Origin of the sequence: Chryseobacterium sp. CP-77 (genome assembly GCF_036362765.1) — a bacterium.
Taxonomy (GTDB): Bacteria; Bacteroidota; Bacteroidia; order Flavobacteriales; family Weeksellaceae; genus Chryseobacterium; species Chryseobacterium cupriresistens.
Genome location: NZ_CP143637.1, coordinates 3,366,099 through 3,381,520, shown reverse-complemented (window position 1 = coordinate 3,381,520; position 15,422 = coordinate 3,366,099). Strand labels below are relative to the sequence as shown.

Below are 15,422 nucleotides of genomic sequence, written 5' to 3'. Positions count from 1 at the left end.
GAAATTGATTCCATTCTTTGCTCCCTAGAAATATGAGGTTTAGTAATAAAAGCTTTGCGTTAGAAAAATGCAGTTAAGCCGTATAAAAATAAAGAACAAGCATCACACAGCTTTCATCACTGATGCTTACCGGAACGTGAGGAAATTTCCCGTTGAAATAAAGCGAATCCCCTTCTTTTAGGATAATTTCTTCATTATCAATTACGTATTTCACTTCTCCCTTCAGGATATATTTGAATTCCCAGGCATCCGTAATGACCTTTTCCCTTTTAGAATTGGGTTCGAGAGTTAGTAGTACAGCTTCAAATCCTAAAGAATGAAGACTCTTGCTGAAGATATGCATATACTTAAATCCCTCAGCTTCCACTTCTTTTTCAATGACTTGCTGGCTCTCTTTCGGGACATAAATGAATTTGGCGTTAGACTTTTTCTCCACCCCTTCAAAGAAATAGCTGGCATCAATCTCCAGCGACTGAATCAGATCTAATAACACAGGCAGCGAAGGAATGGTTCTTCCGTTTTCAATCCTGGAAACAAGGCCGTTGCTCACATTCGCTTTGAAGGCCAGCTCATTAATGGTTAAATTATTCTTTTTCCTAATATCCTTTAATCTCTTGCCGATACCTATTAAAAAGTCATTCATACTGTGTGTAATTTAACCTGAATTATTTTTTCATCATTCTATTAAAGCAAAGGTAATATTATTCTATAGAGTTTAGGTACAGGAGGGAATCAATTCATTGAAAATTATTATTTGCGACTTGACTCTCTGATATTCCTAGCTTTTTCTCCCCCGGAAAATTTCCCTATTTTTGTAAAACTCCTTATTTCATCTATGAAAAAAATTATTCTTATCGAAGACGAAACCAGTGTAGTATCTTTTATAAAAAAGGGACTTCAGGAAAACGGATATGAAATTTCTGTAGCTTTTGACGGCCGTACAGGAGTTCAGCTGGTGCAGGCTAACGATTTTGATCTGGTAATTTTAGACATTATGCTTCCGGAAATGAACGGTCTGGATGTGTGCAAAGAGATAAGAAAAACCAATCAGAGCGTTCCTATTTTATTTCTGACTGCTTTGGGAACTTCTGAAAATATTGTTCTCGGGTTGGAAAGCGGAGGAGACGATTATTTGGTGAAGCCTTTTAAATTCATTGAGTTGGTTGCACGTGTAAAATCCCTGCTAAGAAGAAGCAATAACAACGGTCCGCAGGAAATTGCTGAACCGGAGCCGGATAATGAACATGTATTCCAGTTTTCGGATCTGATGGTGAATGACTACACCAAAAAAGTAACCCGAGCCGGAGAAGAGATTTCTCTTACCTCCACAGAATATAAACTGCTGCTGTACTTTCTGAATAATCCGGAAAAAGTAATTTCAAGAGCAGAAATTCTCGATGCGGTCTGGGGAGTAAACTACGAACTGGGAACCAACGTGGTAGATGTTTATGTCAATTATTTAAGGAAAAAACTGGACAGCCAGGATGATAATAAACTGATTCATACCGTGATAGGAATGGGTTATGTGTTGAAAAAGACATAATGAATGTTTAACAGAGTCATTACAAATCAAACCAAAACGATGGTACTTTTAATGTTGGTTTTTACCGCCATCATTTTGCTGTTCAGTGGTTTGGTGTACTTTTCTATTGTTAATTTTTCACACCAGAGGTTTTATGAACTGCTGAAGATAAGGACGGCAACCATTGTTCAGATCGAAAAAAGTAAAGATCATCTCGACCTTCCTGAAAACTATATTCTCAGCAACCTGAATGATGAGGAACTTCCGATGGAAAGAGACTATGTTTTTGCGGTTCCTGCCGATTCCAATTTCAAAAAAATATCTCAGGAAGTTCATATCCCCGATTATTTCTTTAAAAATATTATTAAAGAAGGAGAATCCAATTATAATGATGAAGAATTCTATTATATAGGACAAAGCTTCAGATATGATGATAAAGATTATATTGCCATTGCTTCTGCCAAAAACCATTATGTGGTTTATTATCTGGGCTTTTTAAAGAGAACACTGCTTACCTGTATCGTACTGTCTCTGTTTTTCAGTATGATTTTTTCTTTTTATCTGTCCAAAACCTTATTCAGGCCGATCTTAAAAATTACAGGAAAAGTAAAAGAAATCAGTTCTGAAAACCTTCACTTAAGATTGGAATCACATCCTGATAATAAAGAACTTAATGAGCTGGTAGATACCTTTAATGATATGCTCAACCGCATTGAAACGTCTTTTGAAACCCAGAACCACCTGATCGGCAATGTTTCCCACGAATTGAGGACACCTCTTACATCCATTATGGGGGAAGCCGATGTTGCGCTTTCCATCAGCAGAACGGCTGACGAATACAAGGAAACGCTCGGCATCATTCTGGATGAAGCTGAAAAGCTGGATAAAAAGATTAAAGCCCTCCTAATGATTGCCCAAACCGGATTTGACGGGAAAATCCAGAAAATGGATAAGGTGAGAATTGATCAGCTTCTTTGGGACGTTATTGAAACTTTAAGGCGGATTGATTCCCGGAATAATATCTATCTGGATATCAGTATGCTTCCCGATAATCCCAAGAAATTAAAAGTTCAGGGGAATGAGCAGTTACTGCATCTTGCTGTGGCCAATATCATTAGTAATGGCTGTAAATATTCTAATTTCCAGCAGGTTAAAGTCTCTCTGGGAGCCACCAATACAGATGTCTACATCATTATAAAAGACAACGGGATCGGAATTCCTGAAGTGGAAATGAACAAAATCTACGATCCGTTTTTCAGAGCTTCCAATACCAATAATTATGAAGGCTACGGAATCGGACTTCCATTGGCCAGAAATATTGTCAGAATGCACCACGGTGAACTGATTGTAAGCTCTCACGAAAACCAGGGAACAACGGTACAGATGCGTTTTCCTAATTTCTACAGCACGCAGAAGGGTGAACAAGCCAAAGTGTAAACCAGAATAACAATAAGCAAAATAGCAAATTGACGAAAAAGCGAAATGGCAAAATGCAAAAGAGCTTTTCGTCATATTAACTCCCGTTAACAATTTTCTAATCTCATTTTAATCTCATTAATCACATTTTAATTCCATTCCAAAGATCTTCTAATATGGTCGTTCTAGTTTTGTATCATCAAAAAAGATAAACACAATACAAAATAATAAGAACATGACTAAAACAATTTTAATTGCAACAGATTACTCTCTTGAGTCATTGAATATATTGAAAAAAGTACTTAAAGAGAAAGAAGCAGCAGAAGATCAGAATCAGTACAATATCCTTCTTACTTCCGGCTATGATTCCGGAGATTCTATCAGGGATCTTTTGTTCAGTACCAAAACATCGGTATTCAATAAAATAAGACCTGCAGAATTCTGTGATGCTTTGGGAATTATCAGCAATAAATATTCCCATCTGGTCAATAAAATCATCTGCGACATTTTTACTGGAAGTTTTCAGAGAACATTCAACCAATATGTAAAGGCGGAAAATATTGAGGAAGCTTATTATTCTTCATCCATCAAAAGCAGAGGAAACGGAAAATTCGATCTGACTCCTTATATCAGGAAATGCAAAGAACTCAAATCTCATGAAATTACGGTCGAAGTAAGAGAAAAACTTCCGGAAAGAGGAAGGCTGGCAGAGATTTTTGTAGAGGTCTGAAATTAAACACAATTTAAAAAAATAAAAAATGTTAAGAAATTATAGTAACAGCAGAACATTGGGAGACAACATCAGGTTGGGAACGCTGACTGCCTTCACAGCAGGTACTATAAACATTGCTTCCCTGTTGATATTCCTCTCTTTTACGTCAAACGTAACAGGACATTACGCTATTTTAGCGGCAGAAATCAGTAAAGGAAACTGGACGCAGGTAGGAGTTGTAGGTGGATGGATCTTTTTGTTCTTCTTCGGAAGCTTCCTGTCCAACTTTATTGTTATCAATTTTAATAAGAAAAGTAAATATTTCGCCCATGCCATGCCCATTGTGCTGGAAATCATATGTCTTCTGTTTGTAGGAATATACGGACAGTTTTATTACCAGAAAACATTGGAAGAAACAGAATATTTAGTGGCATTGATGCTTTTTGCTACCGGACTTCAGAACGGTCTTACCGCAAGTATTTCCAACTTCTCTGTGAAAACAACCCACCTTACCGGAACCACTACCGACCTGGGAATTCTGGTATCCATGTTTACCCAGAAAAAATACAGAAAAAACGGGGAGCTGATTGGCAGGGCAAAACTTCTCATGAGTATTATGCTTGCTTATGTAATGGGCGCTGTATTCTCGGGGTTAACATATTATTATCTGGAATTCAGAGTATTCTATGTAATCAGCATTTGTCTTCTGATTGTCATCGGATATGATGCTTATAAAATTCATATTCGTCATTTCAACACGAAATACAGATACAGCAGGATTTATAAAAAACCGAATCTTTTTGCTTATCTGTATGATAAAATCCATGGAATTCCTAAAAGAGAAAAGAAAAGAAAGCTTGTCTTTGAGGATTAAAATATAAAACACACTATTAATTTTTTGTATAAACTAGCTGTAAGTGCCCTTATTTTATCATAGAATAGGGGCATTTTTCTTAAAAATTAATTTAATTATGTACAAATGACTTGTTTTTGTCCTGTTTTTCACGGTTGTTGAAATAAAGATTTCCGAATTGGAGCAATAAACTTGCTAACGCCCTTCATTACAAACATTAAAAAAACCGGTTGGGGATAAATAGGCAAAAATGTTGATAATTAAATATTAAATCACGATTTTAGTATTTTAATTCCCGTTTTCATTGACTATTTTTGTAAGTTGATTTACGTTTTTATGTCAGATATTATTCAGCTTTTACCGGATCATGTAGCCAACCAAATTGCAGCAGGAGAGGTGGTGCAGAGGCCTGCATCCATCGTGAAAGAACTTTTGGAAAATGCTATTGATGCAGATGCAACGAAAATTGAACTGATCATCAGAGATGCCGGGAAAAACCTTATCCAGGTGGTGGATGACGGAAAAGGAATGTCTGAAACAGATGCCCGTATGGCGTTTGAAAGGCATGCTACCTCCAAAATCAAAGGAACTGAAGATATCTTTAAGATAGCCACTAAAGGATTTCGTGGTGAAGCGCTGGCTTCTATAGCGGCAGTTTCCCAGGTGGAGCTCAGAACAAAACAGAAAGATACTTCCATCGGGACTAATATTTATATTGAAGGAGGGGTTTTCCAGTTTCAGGATCCGGTTCAGACAGCAGACGGATCAAACTTTTTAGTAAAAAACCTTTTCTACAATGTTCCTGCAAGAAGGAAATTTTTGAAAAATAATAATATTGAATTCAGACACGTAATTGATGAATTTCAGCGTGTTGCGCTGGCTCATGAGAATCTGGAGTTTTCCCTTTTTCATGATGATGAAGCTGTTTTCAGACTGAGAAAAGGAAGCCAGATGCAGCGTATTGTGGATGTTTTCGGAAGAAAGCTTCAGCCGCTTCTGATTCCTATTAAAGAAGACATTATCTGGTGTAAACTTCATGGTTTTGTTGCTAAACCTGAAGGGGCCAAGAAAGCAAGAGGGGAGCAGTTCCTTTTTGTTAACGGAAGGTATTTCAGAAGTCCATACTTTAATAAAGCAGTACAGGAAGCTTTTGAAGGCTTGCTTCAGCCTGGATATGTGCCATCCTTTTTCCTTTTTCTGGAACTTGATCCTGAGAAAATAGATGTCAACATCCATCCACAGAAAACAGAAGTGAAATTTGAGGACGAGCATCTTATTTTTGCTTTGCTTCGTTCAACTATAAAAAGATCTTTAGGAATTTATAATGTTTCTCCAAGCCTGGATTTCGACAGAGATCCCGAACTGGATGAAATGATGAATAAACCTATTCCGAGCAAAGGAAATGGAGGAGGTTCCGGCGGAGGTGTTTTTAAAATGCCGGAAATCATTGTAGACAAAGATTATAATCCGTTTCTGGAAGAGAAAAATGTAGTACATCCTGAGGAAATTCAGAACCTTACGGAAATGTACCATCAGAATATTACAGCAGAGCCTTCAAAGATTAATCTGTTTGAAGATGAGGATTTTGATGAAGATCTGATGAGGCTTCCCAATGGATACTGGCTTTTTAACAAAGGAGATGTCACTTTAATGCTGGATCTGGGAAGAATGCACAGACTGTTGGTTTCTGAAGGAAACAAATCCACCAGAAAATCAAGCACAAACAGCCATGCTCTTCTTTTCTCCCTGGAGTATCATATGAATGAAATCGAAAAGGCAAAATACAATTCGATCAAAAAATATCTGCCGGAATTAGGGTTTGACATGAAAATTGCTCATGAAAGTGTACTTCGAATAGATTCACTTCCGGAAGGACTGAAAGAAACCCAGGCCATGAAGTTCCTGGAGAATCTTTTTGAGATCCTGGATTACAAGACGGAAGACGAATTCATGCAGTATTACCATAACCAATGGAATAAAATGCAGTCGAAATCCAGATTTGACTTTATTTATAAAAAAGATGCGGAACAGCTTATCAAAGACTTTACAGCATTAGGCTTCCCGGAATTTTTACCGGATGGCAAAAGATGCTTTTATGAAGTTCCGTTTAATGAATTTAAAAACAAATTTTAAAAAATATGTTTAACAATATACCGCCCATCACAAGGAACATAATTATCATCAATGTTATAGTATTTATTGTTACTTACTTCATGGGAAACCAGATGATTGGCTACCTTGCGGGCTTTTATCCGTTCTCTCCATTTTTCCATTCATGGCAGGTTATTACTCATATGTTCATGCATGGAAGTATCATGCATATTTTATTTAATATGATGACACTCTTTAGTTTTGGTCCAATTCTGGAGCAGACATTAGGAGACAAAAAGTATTTGATTTTATACTTTGCAAGTGGTTTAGGAGCATTTTTCCTTTTTAATGCCTGGAATTTTGTTGAAGTTCAACAACTTTCACGTGAATTAGAACAGCTTGGATTTAACGTAAATGCTTATTTGTCAGGAGCAAGTGTTGAATTTGCAGGAAATACGGGTGCTGTTCTTAAACAGAAAGAATTACTGGAAAGTTTAAAAGCGATTGTTGCTACTCCAATGGTAGGAGCCTCTGGGGCTATTTTCGGAGTAGTAGCTGCTTTTGCCACACTATATCCTGATGCTAAAATCGGAATTATGTTTATTCCTGTTCCTATAAAAGTAAAATATCTTTTACCAATTATTGTTGTAATTTCAATATATCTTGGGGTGTCAGGAAATGGAGGAGGCATTGCCCATCTTGCTCACGTAGGAGGAGCTTTGGTTGGATGGCTTTTGGCAAGAATTTGGAAAAAGCATTTATACAGATTCAACTAAAGTAACATTGTGAAGGTTTTCCGACTCATAGTATTGATTATCCACCTGGGGATTTTGTTCCTGCTGCTGGGGACTTTACTGAACGCTTACGTACCGCCCAAGATTTTTCCATGGTTTAATCTGTTGTCATTAGGATTCCCGGTTCTCATGATTCTATATATAATCCTGACCATATTCTGGGTATTAAGCTGGAAAAAAAGGGCTTTTGTATTTATGTTGGCTGGTTTGGCATTTATGAATCCTGTAAAAAGATGGGTTAACTATTCTGATCAGAAAGGAAATGCTGAAATAAAAGTGATTTCTTTTAATACAAGGGCTGGCAGAATAGGAAACAAAGAGGTCGGACCGTACCTGAAATCTCAGGATGCGGATGTTATTCTTTTACAGGAGGATGCAGGTATTAAATATCAGTTTGATGGCTATCAGAAAGCAAATCCAGGAGGAGGTTTAACGATTTTAACCAAGCACAAAATCATTAACCAGCAGATTATTGATCCTCAAGATGAAGAAGTAAGAATTCCCGGTGTGCTGGCTGATATAGAAATTAAAGGCAGAACTTACAGGTTCATTGATGTTTATCTCAATCCTTTTCGCTTTCAGAAAGATATGATGAGACTTAATGGAAATACTGATACCGACGAACAAAAAATAAAAGATGTTGTTAAAAGGCTGATTCCCACCTTTAAAAAACACCAGGATCAGGTGGCACTCATTCGTGAAGTAATTGACAATTCGCCTTACCCTGTTATCCTTACCGGTGATTTCAATTCTGTACCCAATTCTTACGAATATTATCATTTATCAGAGGGTCTGGAAGATGCATTTCTGACTGCAGGAAAAGGAAGTGCAACCAGTTTTCACGACTATAAGTTCCCCATCAGAATCGACTATATTTTTTCTTCAAAGTCATTAAAGGCAATATCTTACGAAATTGACCGTTCTGTAAGTATTTCAGATCATTATCCTGTCACAGTAACATTTTCTACGGAGAATAAATAATCATAAAAAGAGTTAAAATTGTTTGCTTGGTAGGATTTTTGTTGAAGAAAATCGTACCAAGACCGTTTTTTCATGAAGTCGAACCAGATATTACTATTTATACATATCGTTGTTGCCGTATTGCTGTTATGCACATTGGGGAATGCATGGATTCCACCCAACATTTTAGGCAACCTGAATCTTCTGTCTCTCGGTTTTCCTTATCTGATACTGGCACATGTAATTTTAACGCTGATCTGGATTTTCAAAAAAGAAAAAATTGCGATTGCTTTTGTCTTAGGTACATTTATTTTCTATAATCCGATCAGACGATGGATCAACTTTTCCCCAAAAACAGAAAATTTAAAAACAATACGGGATATTAAAGTATTAACTTTTAATGTGAAATACGGAGAATATGGATGGGATAAAGTGAAAGATTATATCAAAGCACAGGATGCAGACATTATTCTTGTACAGGAAAAAGATACAAACCGTGCTATACAGCGTGATCTTATAAAATACCCGTCGGTTATTCTTAAAACCAAGCATAAAATTGTAAGACAAGCAGAGCTTATTGACGAAAAAGCCCGCGGAAATTCATTCTACGCAGATATAGACATTAATGGAAAAGTAATCAGAATTATTAATGTGTATCTTGAACCCTTCAGACTTCATAAATCGATGTTTACAAAACTTGATAAGTTAGGTTTGGGAAATGTTTCAACGTTACTTTCTCACATGACTCCCACCTTTCAGGCACATGAAGACCAGGTTAAAAGAATCAGAAAAATGATTGATTTATCTCCTTATCCTGTTATTCTGGCCGGAGATTTTAATTCTGTTCCCAATTCATATGAGTATTATAACCTTGGAAAAGACCTTCAGGACGCATTCCTGGTAGCCGGAAAGGGCAGCGCCAGCAGTTTCCATGATTATAAAGTGCCTTTGAGAATTGATTATATTTTCACTTCAAAATCAATCATTCCACTAAGCTATAAGGTAGATCAATCTGTGAAATTATCGGATCATTATCCTGTAATTGCGGAATTTCTATTAAATTAGTTCCATGAAAAATTTACTGGCTGCGATTTTTATTTTTATCATTCTTTTTACTGCTTGTTCGAAGAAAGAATCACCGGGATTCGGGGCTGAGCAGGAAGTTAAAATAAGTTATGATACTACTGCTGTCGATTCCTTTTCTACAGGAGCTGTTTCAGTGGATATTGCACGCAAAATACGAATGTCTTCTCCCCAGTATATTGATTCGGTTAAACAGGCAAAAAAGCTTCAGGACGAAGAAAATAAAATTAAAGCCGAGCTCGAAAAAGAAAATAAAGCAAAACAGGAAGAAGAAAAGAAAAAAGCAGAGGCTGAAAAGAAGCTTAAGACAGCTGAAAAGACAGCTGCGCAGGAAACCAAATCAGAATAACTCCAGATTCCATTAAAAAATAAACAATATGAAAAAACAAATTTTAGCTGCACTGATGATCTCAGTATTCACGGTAGCATGTACAAAATCAACAACAAAAACAGAACAGGTAGAAAATCCTGACGGATCAGTTACTACTACAACCACTACTACTACAGAAACACCGAACGTTGTGGATACTGCAAAAATCAACAATGCAAAAGAAGACGTTAAGGCTAAAGTAGATGAAGCCGGCAATAAGATTGATGCCGCTGCTCAGAAGGCAAAAGATAAGATTGATGCCACTGCAGATAAGACAAAACAAGATCTTAACAAAGCAGGACAGGATATCAAAACTGAAGCCAATAAAGTAGGGCAGGACGCCAAAGAAGCGGCGAAAAAAGGAGCTTCGAAAGTTGAAGAAGCTGCCAAAAAAGTGCAGGAAGATCTAAGTAAATAAAATGAAAAGCCGTAGTTCAACAGAATTACGGCTTTTTATTTATGATTTGTGAATAGAGTTTCTTAACGCAGAGTTTCTATTTTGATACCGTAATAATTCGAGGGAGCAAAGCTTGAATCAATAGATTGGTTCTAAGGAAGCGTACGCATAGCCATTACGCTTCATAAGCGGCGAAGCTGACGTATTCTTAGCCTCCTTAAATAAAACATTCGAATTGCTAATTCTTTGCGCTTCAAAATAAACTTTATTTATTCATTTCCAGCAACGGATCAATGTATTCTCTGTCATTGCTTAGTCTTGGTACCTTATTCTGTCCGCCTAGCTTTCCCTTAGCTTCCAGCCAGTGATAGAACAGATTTTCTTTGGCGATATGTACAATCGGCCTTTTCAAAGTCATATTATTGTATCTTTTCGCTTCATAGTCGGAATTAATGGTCTTTAAATGCTTGTCAAAAGCATCAATAAAGTGTTCCAGATCATCCGGATGCTGGCTGAATTCAAAAATCCACTCATGGGCGCCGCCTTCATTTCCTTTCATGAAAACCGGTGCTCCTGTGAAATCTGTTATTTGTGCTCCCGTTGCTTCGCAGGCTTTTGCAAGAGCAGATTCTACATTGGTAATCATCAGTTCTTCCCCAAAAGCATTGATATAGTGCTTTGTCCTTCCAGTTATTTTTATTCTGAACGGATTGATTGAAGTAAAGACAACGGTATCACCAATCAGGTATCTCCAAAGGCCCCCATTGGTGGTGATCACCATTGCGTAGTTTTTCCCAACTTCCACGTCTTCCAGACTTACGACTTTCGGATTTGAAAAATGAAACTGATCCATAGGGATAAACTCATAAAATATTCCATAATCCAGCATCAGCAGCATCTCATCACTGTCTGATCTGTCCTGAATACCGAAGAAGCCTTCTGAAGCATTGTAAATTTCGTAGTAATTGATGTTTTTTCCGATGATCTGTCTGTATTGTTCCCTGTAGGGCTTAAAACTGATTCCACCGTGAAAAAACACCTCTAAATTAGGCCACAGCTCCGAAATACTTCCTACATTGGTTTCCTTTAATACTCTTTGCAGCAGAACCATCATCCAACTTGGTACTCCAAGGATGCTTCCCACGTCTTCATTTTTTACTTCGGAAGTAATTGCTTTAAGCTTGCTTTCCCATTCTCCCATCAAAGAAACTTTCTTACTCGGAGTAGTGGTAATTTCTACCCAAAAGGGAAGGTTATCAATAAGGATGGCAGATAAATCTCCAAATTTTGTATTAAAATCCGCATAAAGCTCGGAGCTTCCGCCTAAGCGTAAGTTTTTATAGTTAAAAAGCTGGTTTTCGGGATGGTTGTTGGCGTAAATCGAAACCATGTCTTTTCCGGCTTTCATGTGGCAGTATTCAAGGCTTTCGGCAGAGATCGGGATGAATTTGCTTTTAGCATTGGTGGTACCCGATGATTTGGCAAAATGTTTAATAAGTCCCGGCCAGCTTACGTCTTTATGTCCCTGTCTTGCTTTTTCAATAAAAGGCTCCATTTCTTCATAGGTAACAATAGGAACTTTGTTTTTAAAATCCTGATAACTTGAGATAGAATTGAATCCGTATAATTTACCATATTCCGTATCCTCCGCATGAAACAACTGAGAAAACAGTATACCTTTCTGAGTTTCAATCGGATGGTCTATAAAATTCTGTATCTGATCAATCCTTTGACGGATAAACCAGTTAACTACGGTATTGAAAAGTGCTTTGGTTGCCATTTCAACAAATATAATGATATTTGAATTTTCAGAAAATTTTTTACGGTATTAAATAAAAAAACCGTTACAAAATTTGTAACGGTTTGTTATTTAGTTGATTGCTTATTAGCAATATTCGTCGTATGCTGCCTGAAGGTTAGCTGCGATAGCTCCTGCAGGGTTCCCTTCAATGTGATGTCTTTCCAGCATGTGAACCAATTCACCATCTTTGAAAAGTGCTACACATGGAGAACTTGGAGGGAATGGAGCAAGGTGTTTTCTTGCTTCTACTACCGCTTCAGTATCAAATCCTGCAAATACAGTCGTTAAATGATCTGGTTTTTTATCTCCTGTCAAAGAGTATACTACTCCTGGTCTTGCAGCACCTGCCGCACAACCACATACAGAGTTGATAACCAATAATGTGGTTCCGGACTGCTTCAAAGCTTCTTCTACCTGAGCCGGAGTTGTTAAATCCTGAAAACCTTTATCTGTAAGCTCTGCCTTCATAGGCATTACTAAATCTGTTGGATACATATATTTTGTTTTTTATCCCTACAAAGTTAAGCATTTCTTTGCGTTTGTTCAATATATAAAAACTATCAATTGATTAGTCATATAAAATTAATCAAGTATTAATATTGTAATAATATTCTAAAAAACGTGAATTAACTATAGGAATATTAAAATATTATTATTAAATTTGAAATGATTCTGAAAAACAAACGACCGTGAAAAAAACATTTAAAGCTTTCCCTCAAGCAATCAACCACTTAATTACTCTCTGAAATATGGTAGTAGCTTAATTCTTTTTCAGTTTAGAATTAAAAACTGATTAACAAACTTTAATATCCAAAGAAAGTGAAGCCCGGAACTGAACAGTTCCGGGCTTCTTAATCAAATCGATATGCAAAGGTTGTATATCCCTAGTTATGGAATGAGATTCGTATTTGCGGGATTAAGATCAACTCAAAATCCCGAAACCGGATCACATTAAGAAAGGAGCTTTTTAGCCATCTCGGAAATGCTTTTTCCGTCTGATTTTCCGGCTAATGCTTTTGATGCAACTCCCATTACCTTCCCTAAATCTTTAACAGATTCAGCTCCGGTTTCAGAAATAATATTTTTAATTTCTGTTTCCAATTCTTCAGCAGAAAGCTGTTTTGGCAGAAACTGCTCGATCACTTTCATCTGAGCATCTTCTACTTCTGCAAGATCATTTCTTCCCTGTGCAGTAAATTGATCATAAGAATCCTTACGTTGTTTTACCATTCTCTGAAGAATAGCAATTTCCTGTTCTGCTGTTACTTCGGCACCGATAGCCTCTGTTTTAAGCAGTAATATCTGAGATTTCACAGCACGAAGAGAATCCAAAGCCACTTTGTCTTTAGCTCTCATTGCTGTTTTTATAGCTTCGTTTATGGTATTTTCTAAACTCATGGTTTCAAATTTAACAATGTATCAATGTAACAGTTTACCAATAAATGTCTGTTAATTGTTACATTGGTACATTTCTACATTGTTATATTATTTTAGTCTACATCTTTATTTAAAAATCTGTTTTCTCTGATCTGCATGGATCCGTTGTTATCAGACAGATAAGTATTGATGTTCTGGTCTGAAGCATTGTTTCCGTCAATAGAGATGTTTTTTCTTTTAAAAGCCGGAATAGATTCGAATTCACTTGTGCTGTCAAAATTCTGGTAGCGGGAGTTGAATTCTTTTAATTTATTTCTTCTTTCAATAACTCTGTCCTGATCAATCGTTTTATTCACGAAAGTGAATTCTGATTCTTCAGTTTTTGGAGTTTCAATTTCTGTTTTGTTTTCAAAAGCTGGCCTTGTTTCAACTTTTGGCTCTTCCTGTTTCTGGTAGAAAGTTTCAATCTTTTGAGCTGGTTCAGCTACAGCGGCATTTGTAGGGGTATTAAACTCTGCCTTTGGCTGTCCGAAATCCGTATTTGGTTCATTTCTGGTAGGCTCATTTACAAAGAAACTGAATTCAACAGGCTTTTCATTTGAAAACGAGTTGTTAAAAGGAGTCCCGGATTGTGGTTCTTCTTTTTTATTTTCAAAATCAAATGAGAAAGACTGGATCTCAAGATCATTAGGATCTTCATTCTCCTCATCAATAGAGAATAAGCTGTATTCTTCTTCTGCTTCCTCCTCATTTCTCCAGTTCTGTTCCGGAGCATTTACCGTACCTTCCTCTTTATCAAATAATTTTATTTCAGTTCTTGGCTGCTCTTCTTCAATAATCATTTTTTTTTCAGTAGACGTCACATTGAAAGGAGTGTCATGCTCTTCGTCATCAAGTCTGAAAAGGTTTTTCCCACCAAAATCATGCGTTGCTTCGGGAGCTGATTCTCTTTCTTCTCTTGTTTTGAAAGGAGAATTTTTAGGAGCCTCAAAACTATCGTTAAGACTGATTCTGATTTTCTCTGTAGGTCCTGCAAACTTTTTATTGTCATTAGAGAATCCAGTAGCGATCACAAGAACGCTTACCGCATCTCCTAATTCTTCATCTGCACCTACCCCGAAAATGATATCCGCTGTGTTTCCAGCTTCTTTCTGAATGTGGTCCATGATAATACCGATCTCATCCATGGTCACTTCTTCAGCACCACTTCTGATCAATAACAATACGTTTTTAGCACCTGTAATCTTATTATCATTCAATAATGGGGAATCAAGGGCTTTTCTTACCGCTTCTTCAGCTTTATTTTCACCTGAAGCTGTTCCTGTAGACATCAATGCAGTACCTGAATTCTGAAGTACAGATTTAGCATCTCTAAAGTCGATGTTTACATCAAAATAACCGGTAATAACCTCTGCCATACCTTTGGCAGCATTGGTTAACACTTCATCGGCTTTTGAGAATCCCTGCTTGAATCCAAGGTTTCCGAATTGCTGTCTTAGTTTATCATTGTTGATGACAATAAGTGAGTCAACATTGTTTCTTAATTTATCAAGACCGTTTTCTGCCTGTTCCAGTCTTCTTTTCCCTTCAAAGCTGAAAGGAACGGTAACAATACCTACAGTAAGAATTCCCATGTCTTTCGCTACTTTAGCAATGACAGGAGCGGCTCCGGTACCTGTACCACCACCCATTCCGGCAGTGATGAATACCATTTTGGTATTTTGGCCCATAGCAGCCTTGATATCTTCAATACTTTCGATGGCTGATTTCTCACCAACTTCAGGATCGGCACCAGCTCCAAGACCTTCTGTGATAGAAGTTCCCAACTGAACTTTATTGGCTACCGGGTTATTATCTAAAGTCTGAGCATCCGTATTACAAATCACGAAATCTACTCCGTGGATTCCTTTCTCGTACATGTGCTTCAGAGCATTATTTCCACCGCCCCCTACACCGATTACTTTTATAATGGATGAATTTCCTTTTGGTAAATCAAATGAAAATCCTTGTGTACCTATATTTTCCATAACTATACTTTTAATAATT

The 15,422-nt window shown here is 37.0% G+C and carries 15 protein-coding genes; 10 read left to right on the top strand and 5 right to left on the bottom strand.

The annotated features are described in order from the left end of the window. Nucleotides 1–73: 73 nt before the first annotated feature. Nucleotides 74–643 (bottom strand): helix-turn-helix domain-containing protein, encoded by a 570-nt coding sequence (locus V0410_RS15000; RefSeq protein WP_079243618.1) that lies wholly within the window; start codon nucleotides 641–643, stop codon nucleotides 74–76. 192 nt (nucleotides 644–835) lie between these two features. Here V0410_RS15000 and V0410_RS14995 point away from each other — a divergent pair, with 192 nt between their 5' ends. The 10 genes from V0410_RS14995 to V0410_RS14950 all read left to right on the top strand — a co-directional run bounded on the left by V0410_RS14995 (nucleotide 836) and on the right by V0410_RS14950 (nucleotide 10,219). Next, the gene (locus V0410_RS14995) at nucleotides 836–1,543 is read left to right on the top strand and encodes a response regulator transcription factor (protein WP_062673733.1); all 708 of its coding nucleotides are present in this window, start codon (nucleotides 836–838) and stop codon (nucleotides 1,541–1,543) included. A gap of 3 nt (nucleotides 1,544–1,546) precedes the next feature. Next, on the top strand, nucleotides 1,547–2,959 hold the full coding sequence (locus V0410_RS14990; RefSeq protein WP_330744704.1) for a sensor histidine kinase: 1,413 nt from the start codon (nucleotides 1,547–1,549) through the stop codon (nucleotides 2,957–2,959). A gap of 214 nt (nucleotides 2,960–3,173) precedes the next feature. Then, nucleotides 3,174–3,668 (top strand): hypothetical protein, encoded by a 495-nt coding sequence (locus tag V0410_RS14985; RefSeq protein WP_330744703.1) that lies wholly within the window; start codon nucleotides 3,174–3,176, stop codon nucleotides 3,666–3,668. Nucleotides 3,669–3,696: 28 nt separating this feature from the next. Next, nucleotides 3,697–4,524 carry a YoaK family protein gene (locus tag V0410_RS14980; protein WP_137904592.1) on the top strand — a complete coding sequence of 276 codons (828 nt, stop codon included), beginning with the start codon at nucleotides 3,697–3,699 and terminating at the stop codon, nucleotides 4,522–4,524. A gap of 315 nt (nucleotides 4,525–4,839) precedes the next feature. Then, complete coding sequence (gene mutL, locus V0410_RS14975) at nucleotides 4,840–6,636, top strand: DNA mismatch repair endonuclease MutL (protein ID WP_330744702.1); 1,797 nt, start codon at nucleotides 4,840–4,842, stop codon at nucleotides 6,634–6,636. 5 nt (nucleotides 6,637–6,641) lie between these two features. Beyond that, entirely contained in the window at nucleotides 6,642–7,370 is a 729-nt protein-coding gene (locus V0410_RS14970) for a rhomboid family intramembrane serine protease (protein ID WP_330744701.1), read from the top strand. A 147-nt stretch (nucleotides 7,371–7,517) separates the two neighbouring features. After that, complete coding sequence (locus V0410_RS14965) at nucleotides 7,518–8,369, top strand: endonuclease/exonuclease/phosphatase family protein (protein ID WP_442879203.1); 852 nt, start codon at nucleotides 7,518–7,520, stop codon at nucleotides 8,367–8,369. 72 nt (nucleotides 8,370–8,441) lie between these two features. Then, a complete protein-coding gene (locus tag V0410_RS14960; protein ID WP_110011299.1) occupies nucleotides 8,442–9,413 on the top strand; it encodes an endonuclease/exonuclease/phosphatase family protein in 972 nt (323 codons plus the stop codon). A gap of 4 nt (nucleotides 9,414–9,417) precedes the next feature. Beyond that, the gene (locus V0410_RS14955; RefSeq protein ID WP_202842284.1) at nucleotides 9,418–9,780 is read left to right on the top strand and encodes a hypothetical protein; all 363 of its coding nucleotides are present in this window, start codon (nucleotides 9,418–9,420) and stop codon (nucleotides 9,778–9,780) included. 28 nt (nucleotides 9,781–9,808) lie between these two features. Then, nucleotides 9,809–10,219 (top strand): hypothetical protein, encoded by a 411-nt coding sequence (locus V0410_RS14950; protein ID WP_330744699.1) that lies wholly within the window; start codon nucleotides 9,809–9,811, stop codon nucleotides 10,217–10,219. Nucleotides 10,220–10,463: 244 nt separating this feature from the next. Here V0410_RS14950 and V0410_RS14945 read toward each other — a convergent pair whose 3' ends face one another. From V0410_RS14945 to ftsZ, 4 genes are all read right to left on the bottom strand, one after another. Continuing rightward, nucleotides 10,464–11,978: a GH3 auxin-responsive promoter family protein gene (locus V0410_RS14945; protein ID WP_330744698.1), complete on the bottom strand. Its 1,515-nt coding sequence runs from the start codon at nucleotides 11,976–11,978 to the stop codon at nucleotides 10,464–10,466. 105 nt (nucleotides 11,979–12,083) lie between these two features. Then, a complete protein-coding gene (locus V0410_RS14940; protein WP_047099553.1) occupies nucleotides 12,084–12,494 on the bottom strand; it encodes a BrxA/BrxB family bacilliredoxin in 411 nt (136 codons plus the stop codon). 456 nt (nucleotides 12,495–12,950) lie between these two features. Next, on the bottom strand, nucleotides 12,951–13,397 hold the full coding sequence (locus tag V0410_RS14935; RefSeq protein WP_062672649.1) for a GatB/YqeY domain-containing protein: 447 nt from the start codon (nucleotides 13,395–13,397) through the stop codon (nucleotides 12,951–12,953). Nucleotides 13,398–13,489: 92 nt separating this feature from the next. Continuing rightward, nucleotides 13,490–15,403: a cell division protein FtsZ gene (gene ftsZ, locus V0410_RS14930; RefSeq protein ID WP_330744697.1), complete on the bottom strand. Its 1,914-nt coding sequence runs from the start codon at nucleotides 15,401–15,403 to the stop codon at nucleotides 13,490–13,492. Between the last annotated feature and the right edge of the window lie 19 nt (nucleotides 15,404–15,422).

Excerpts from the sequence above, each read along its gene's own strand:
- V0410_RS15000 (WP_079243618.1), bottom strand. The coding sequence starts at position 643 with ATGAATGACTTTTTAATAGGTATCGGCAAGAGATTAAAGGATATTAGG.
- V0410_RS14995 (WP_062673733.1), top strand. The coding sequence starts at position 836 with ATGAAAAAAATTATTCTTATCGAAGACGAAACCAGTGTAGTATCTTTT.
- V0410_RS14990 (WP_330744704.1), top strand. The coding sequence starts at position 1,547 with ATGTTTAACAGAGTCATTACAAATCAAACCAAAACGATGGTACTTTTA.
- V0410_RS14985 (WP_330744703.1), top strand. The coding sequence starts at position 3,174 with ATGACTAAAACAATTTTAATTGCAACAGATTACTCTCTTGAGTCATTG.
- V0410_RS14980 (WP_137904592.1), top strand. The coding sequence starts at position 3,697 with ATGTTAAGAAATTATAGTAACAGCAGAACATTGGGAGACAACATCAGG.
- mutL (WP_330744702.1), top strand. The coding sequence starts at position 4,840 with ATGTCAGATATTATTCAGCTTTTACCGGATCATGTAGCCAACCAAATT.
- V0410_RS14970 (WP_330744701.1), top strand. The coding sequence starts at position 6,642 with ATGTTTAACAATATACCGCCCATCACAAGGAACATAATTATCATCAAT.
- V0410_RS14965 (WP_442879203.1), top strand. The coding sequence starts at position 7,518 with ATGATTCTATATATAATCCTGACCATATTCTGGGTATTAAGCTGGAAA.
- V0410_RS14960 (WP_110011299.1), top strand. The coding sequence starts at position 8,442 with ATGAAGTCGAACCAGATATTACTATTTATACATATCGTTGTTGCCGTA.
- V0410_RS14955 (WP_202842284.1), top strand. The coding sequence starts at position 9,418 with ATGAAAAATTTACTGGCTGCGATTTTTATTTTTATCATTCTTTTTACT.
- V0410_RS14950 (WP_330744699.1), top strand. The coding sequence starts at position 9,809 with ATGAAAAAACAAATTTTAGCTGCACTGATGATCTCAGTATTCACGGTA.
- V0410_RS14945 (WP_330744698.1), bottom strand. The coding sequence starts at position 11,978 with ATGGCAACCAAAGCACTTTTCAATACCGTAGTTAACTGGTTTATCCGT.
- V0410_RS14940 (WP_047099553.1), bottom strand. The coding sequence starts at position 12,494 with ATGTATCCAACAGATTTAGTAATGCCTATGAAGGCAGAGCTTACAGAT.
- V0410_RS14935 (WP_062672649.1), bottom strand. The coding sequence starts at position 13,397 with ATGAGTTTAGAAAATACCATAAACGAAGCTATAAAAACAGCAATGAGA.
- ftsZ (WP_330744697.1), bottom strand. The coding sequence starts at position 15,403 with ATGGAAAATATAGGTACACAAGGATTTTCATTTGATTTACCAAAAGGA.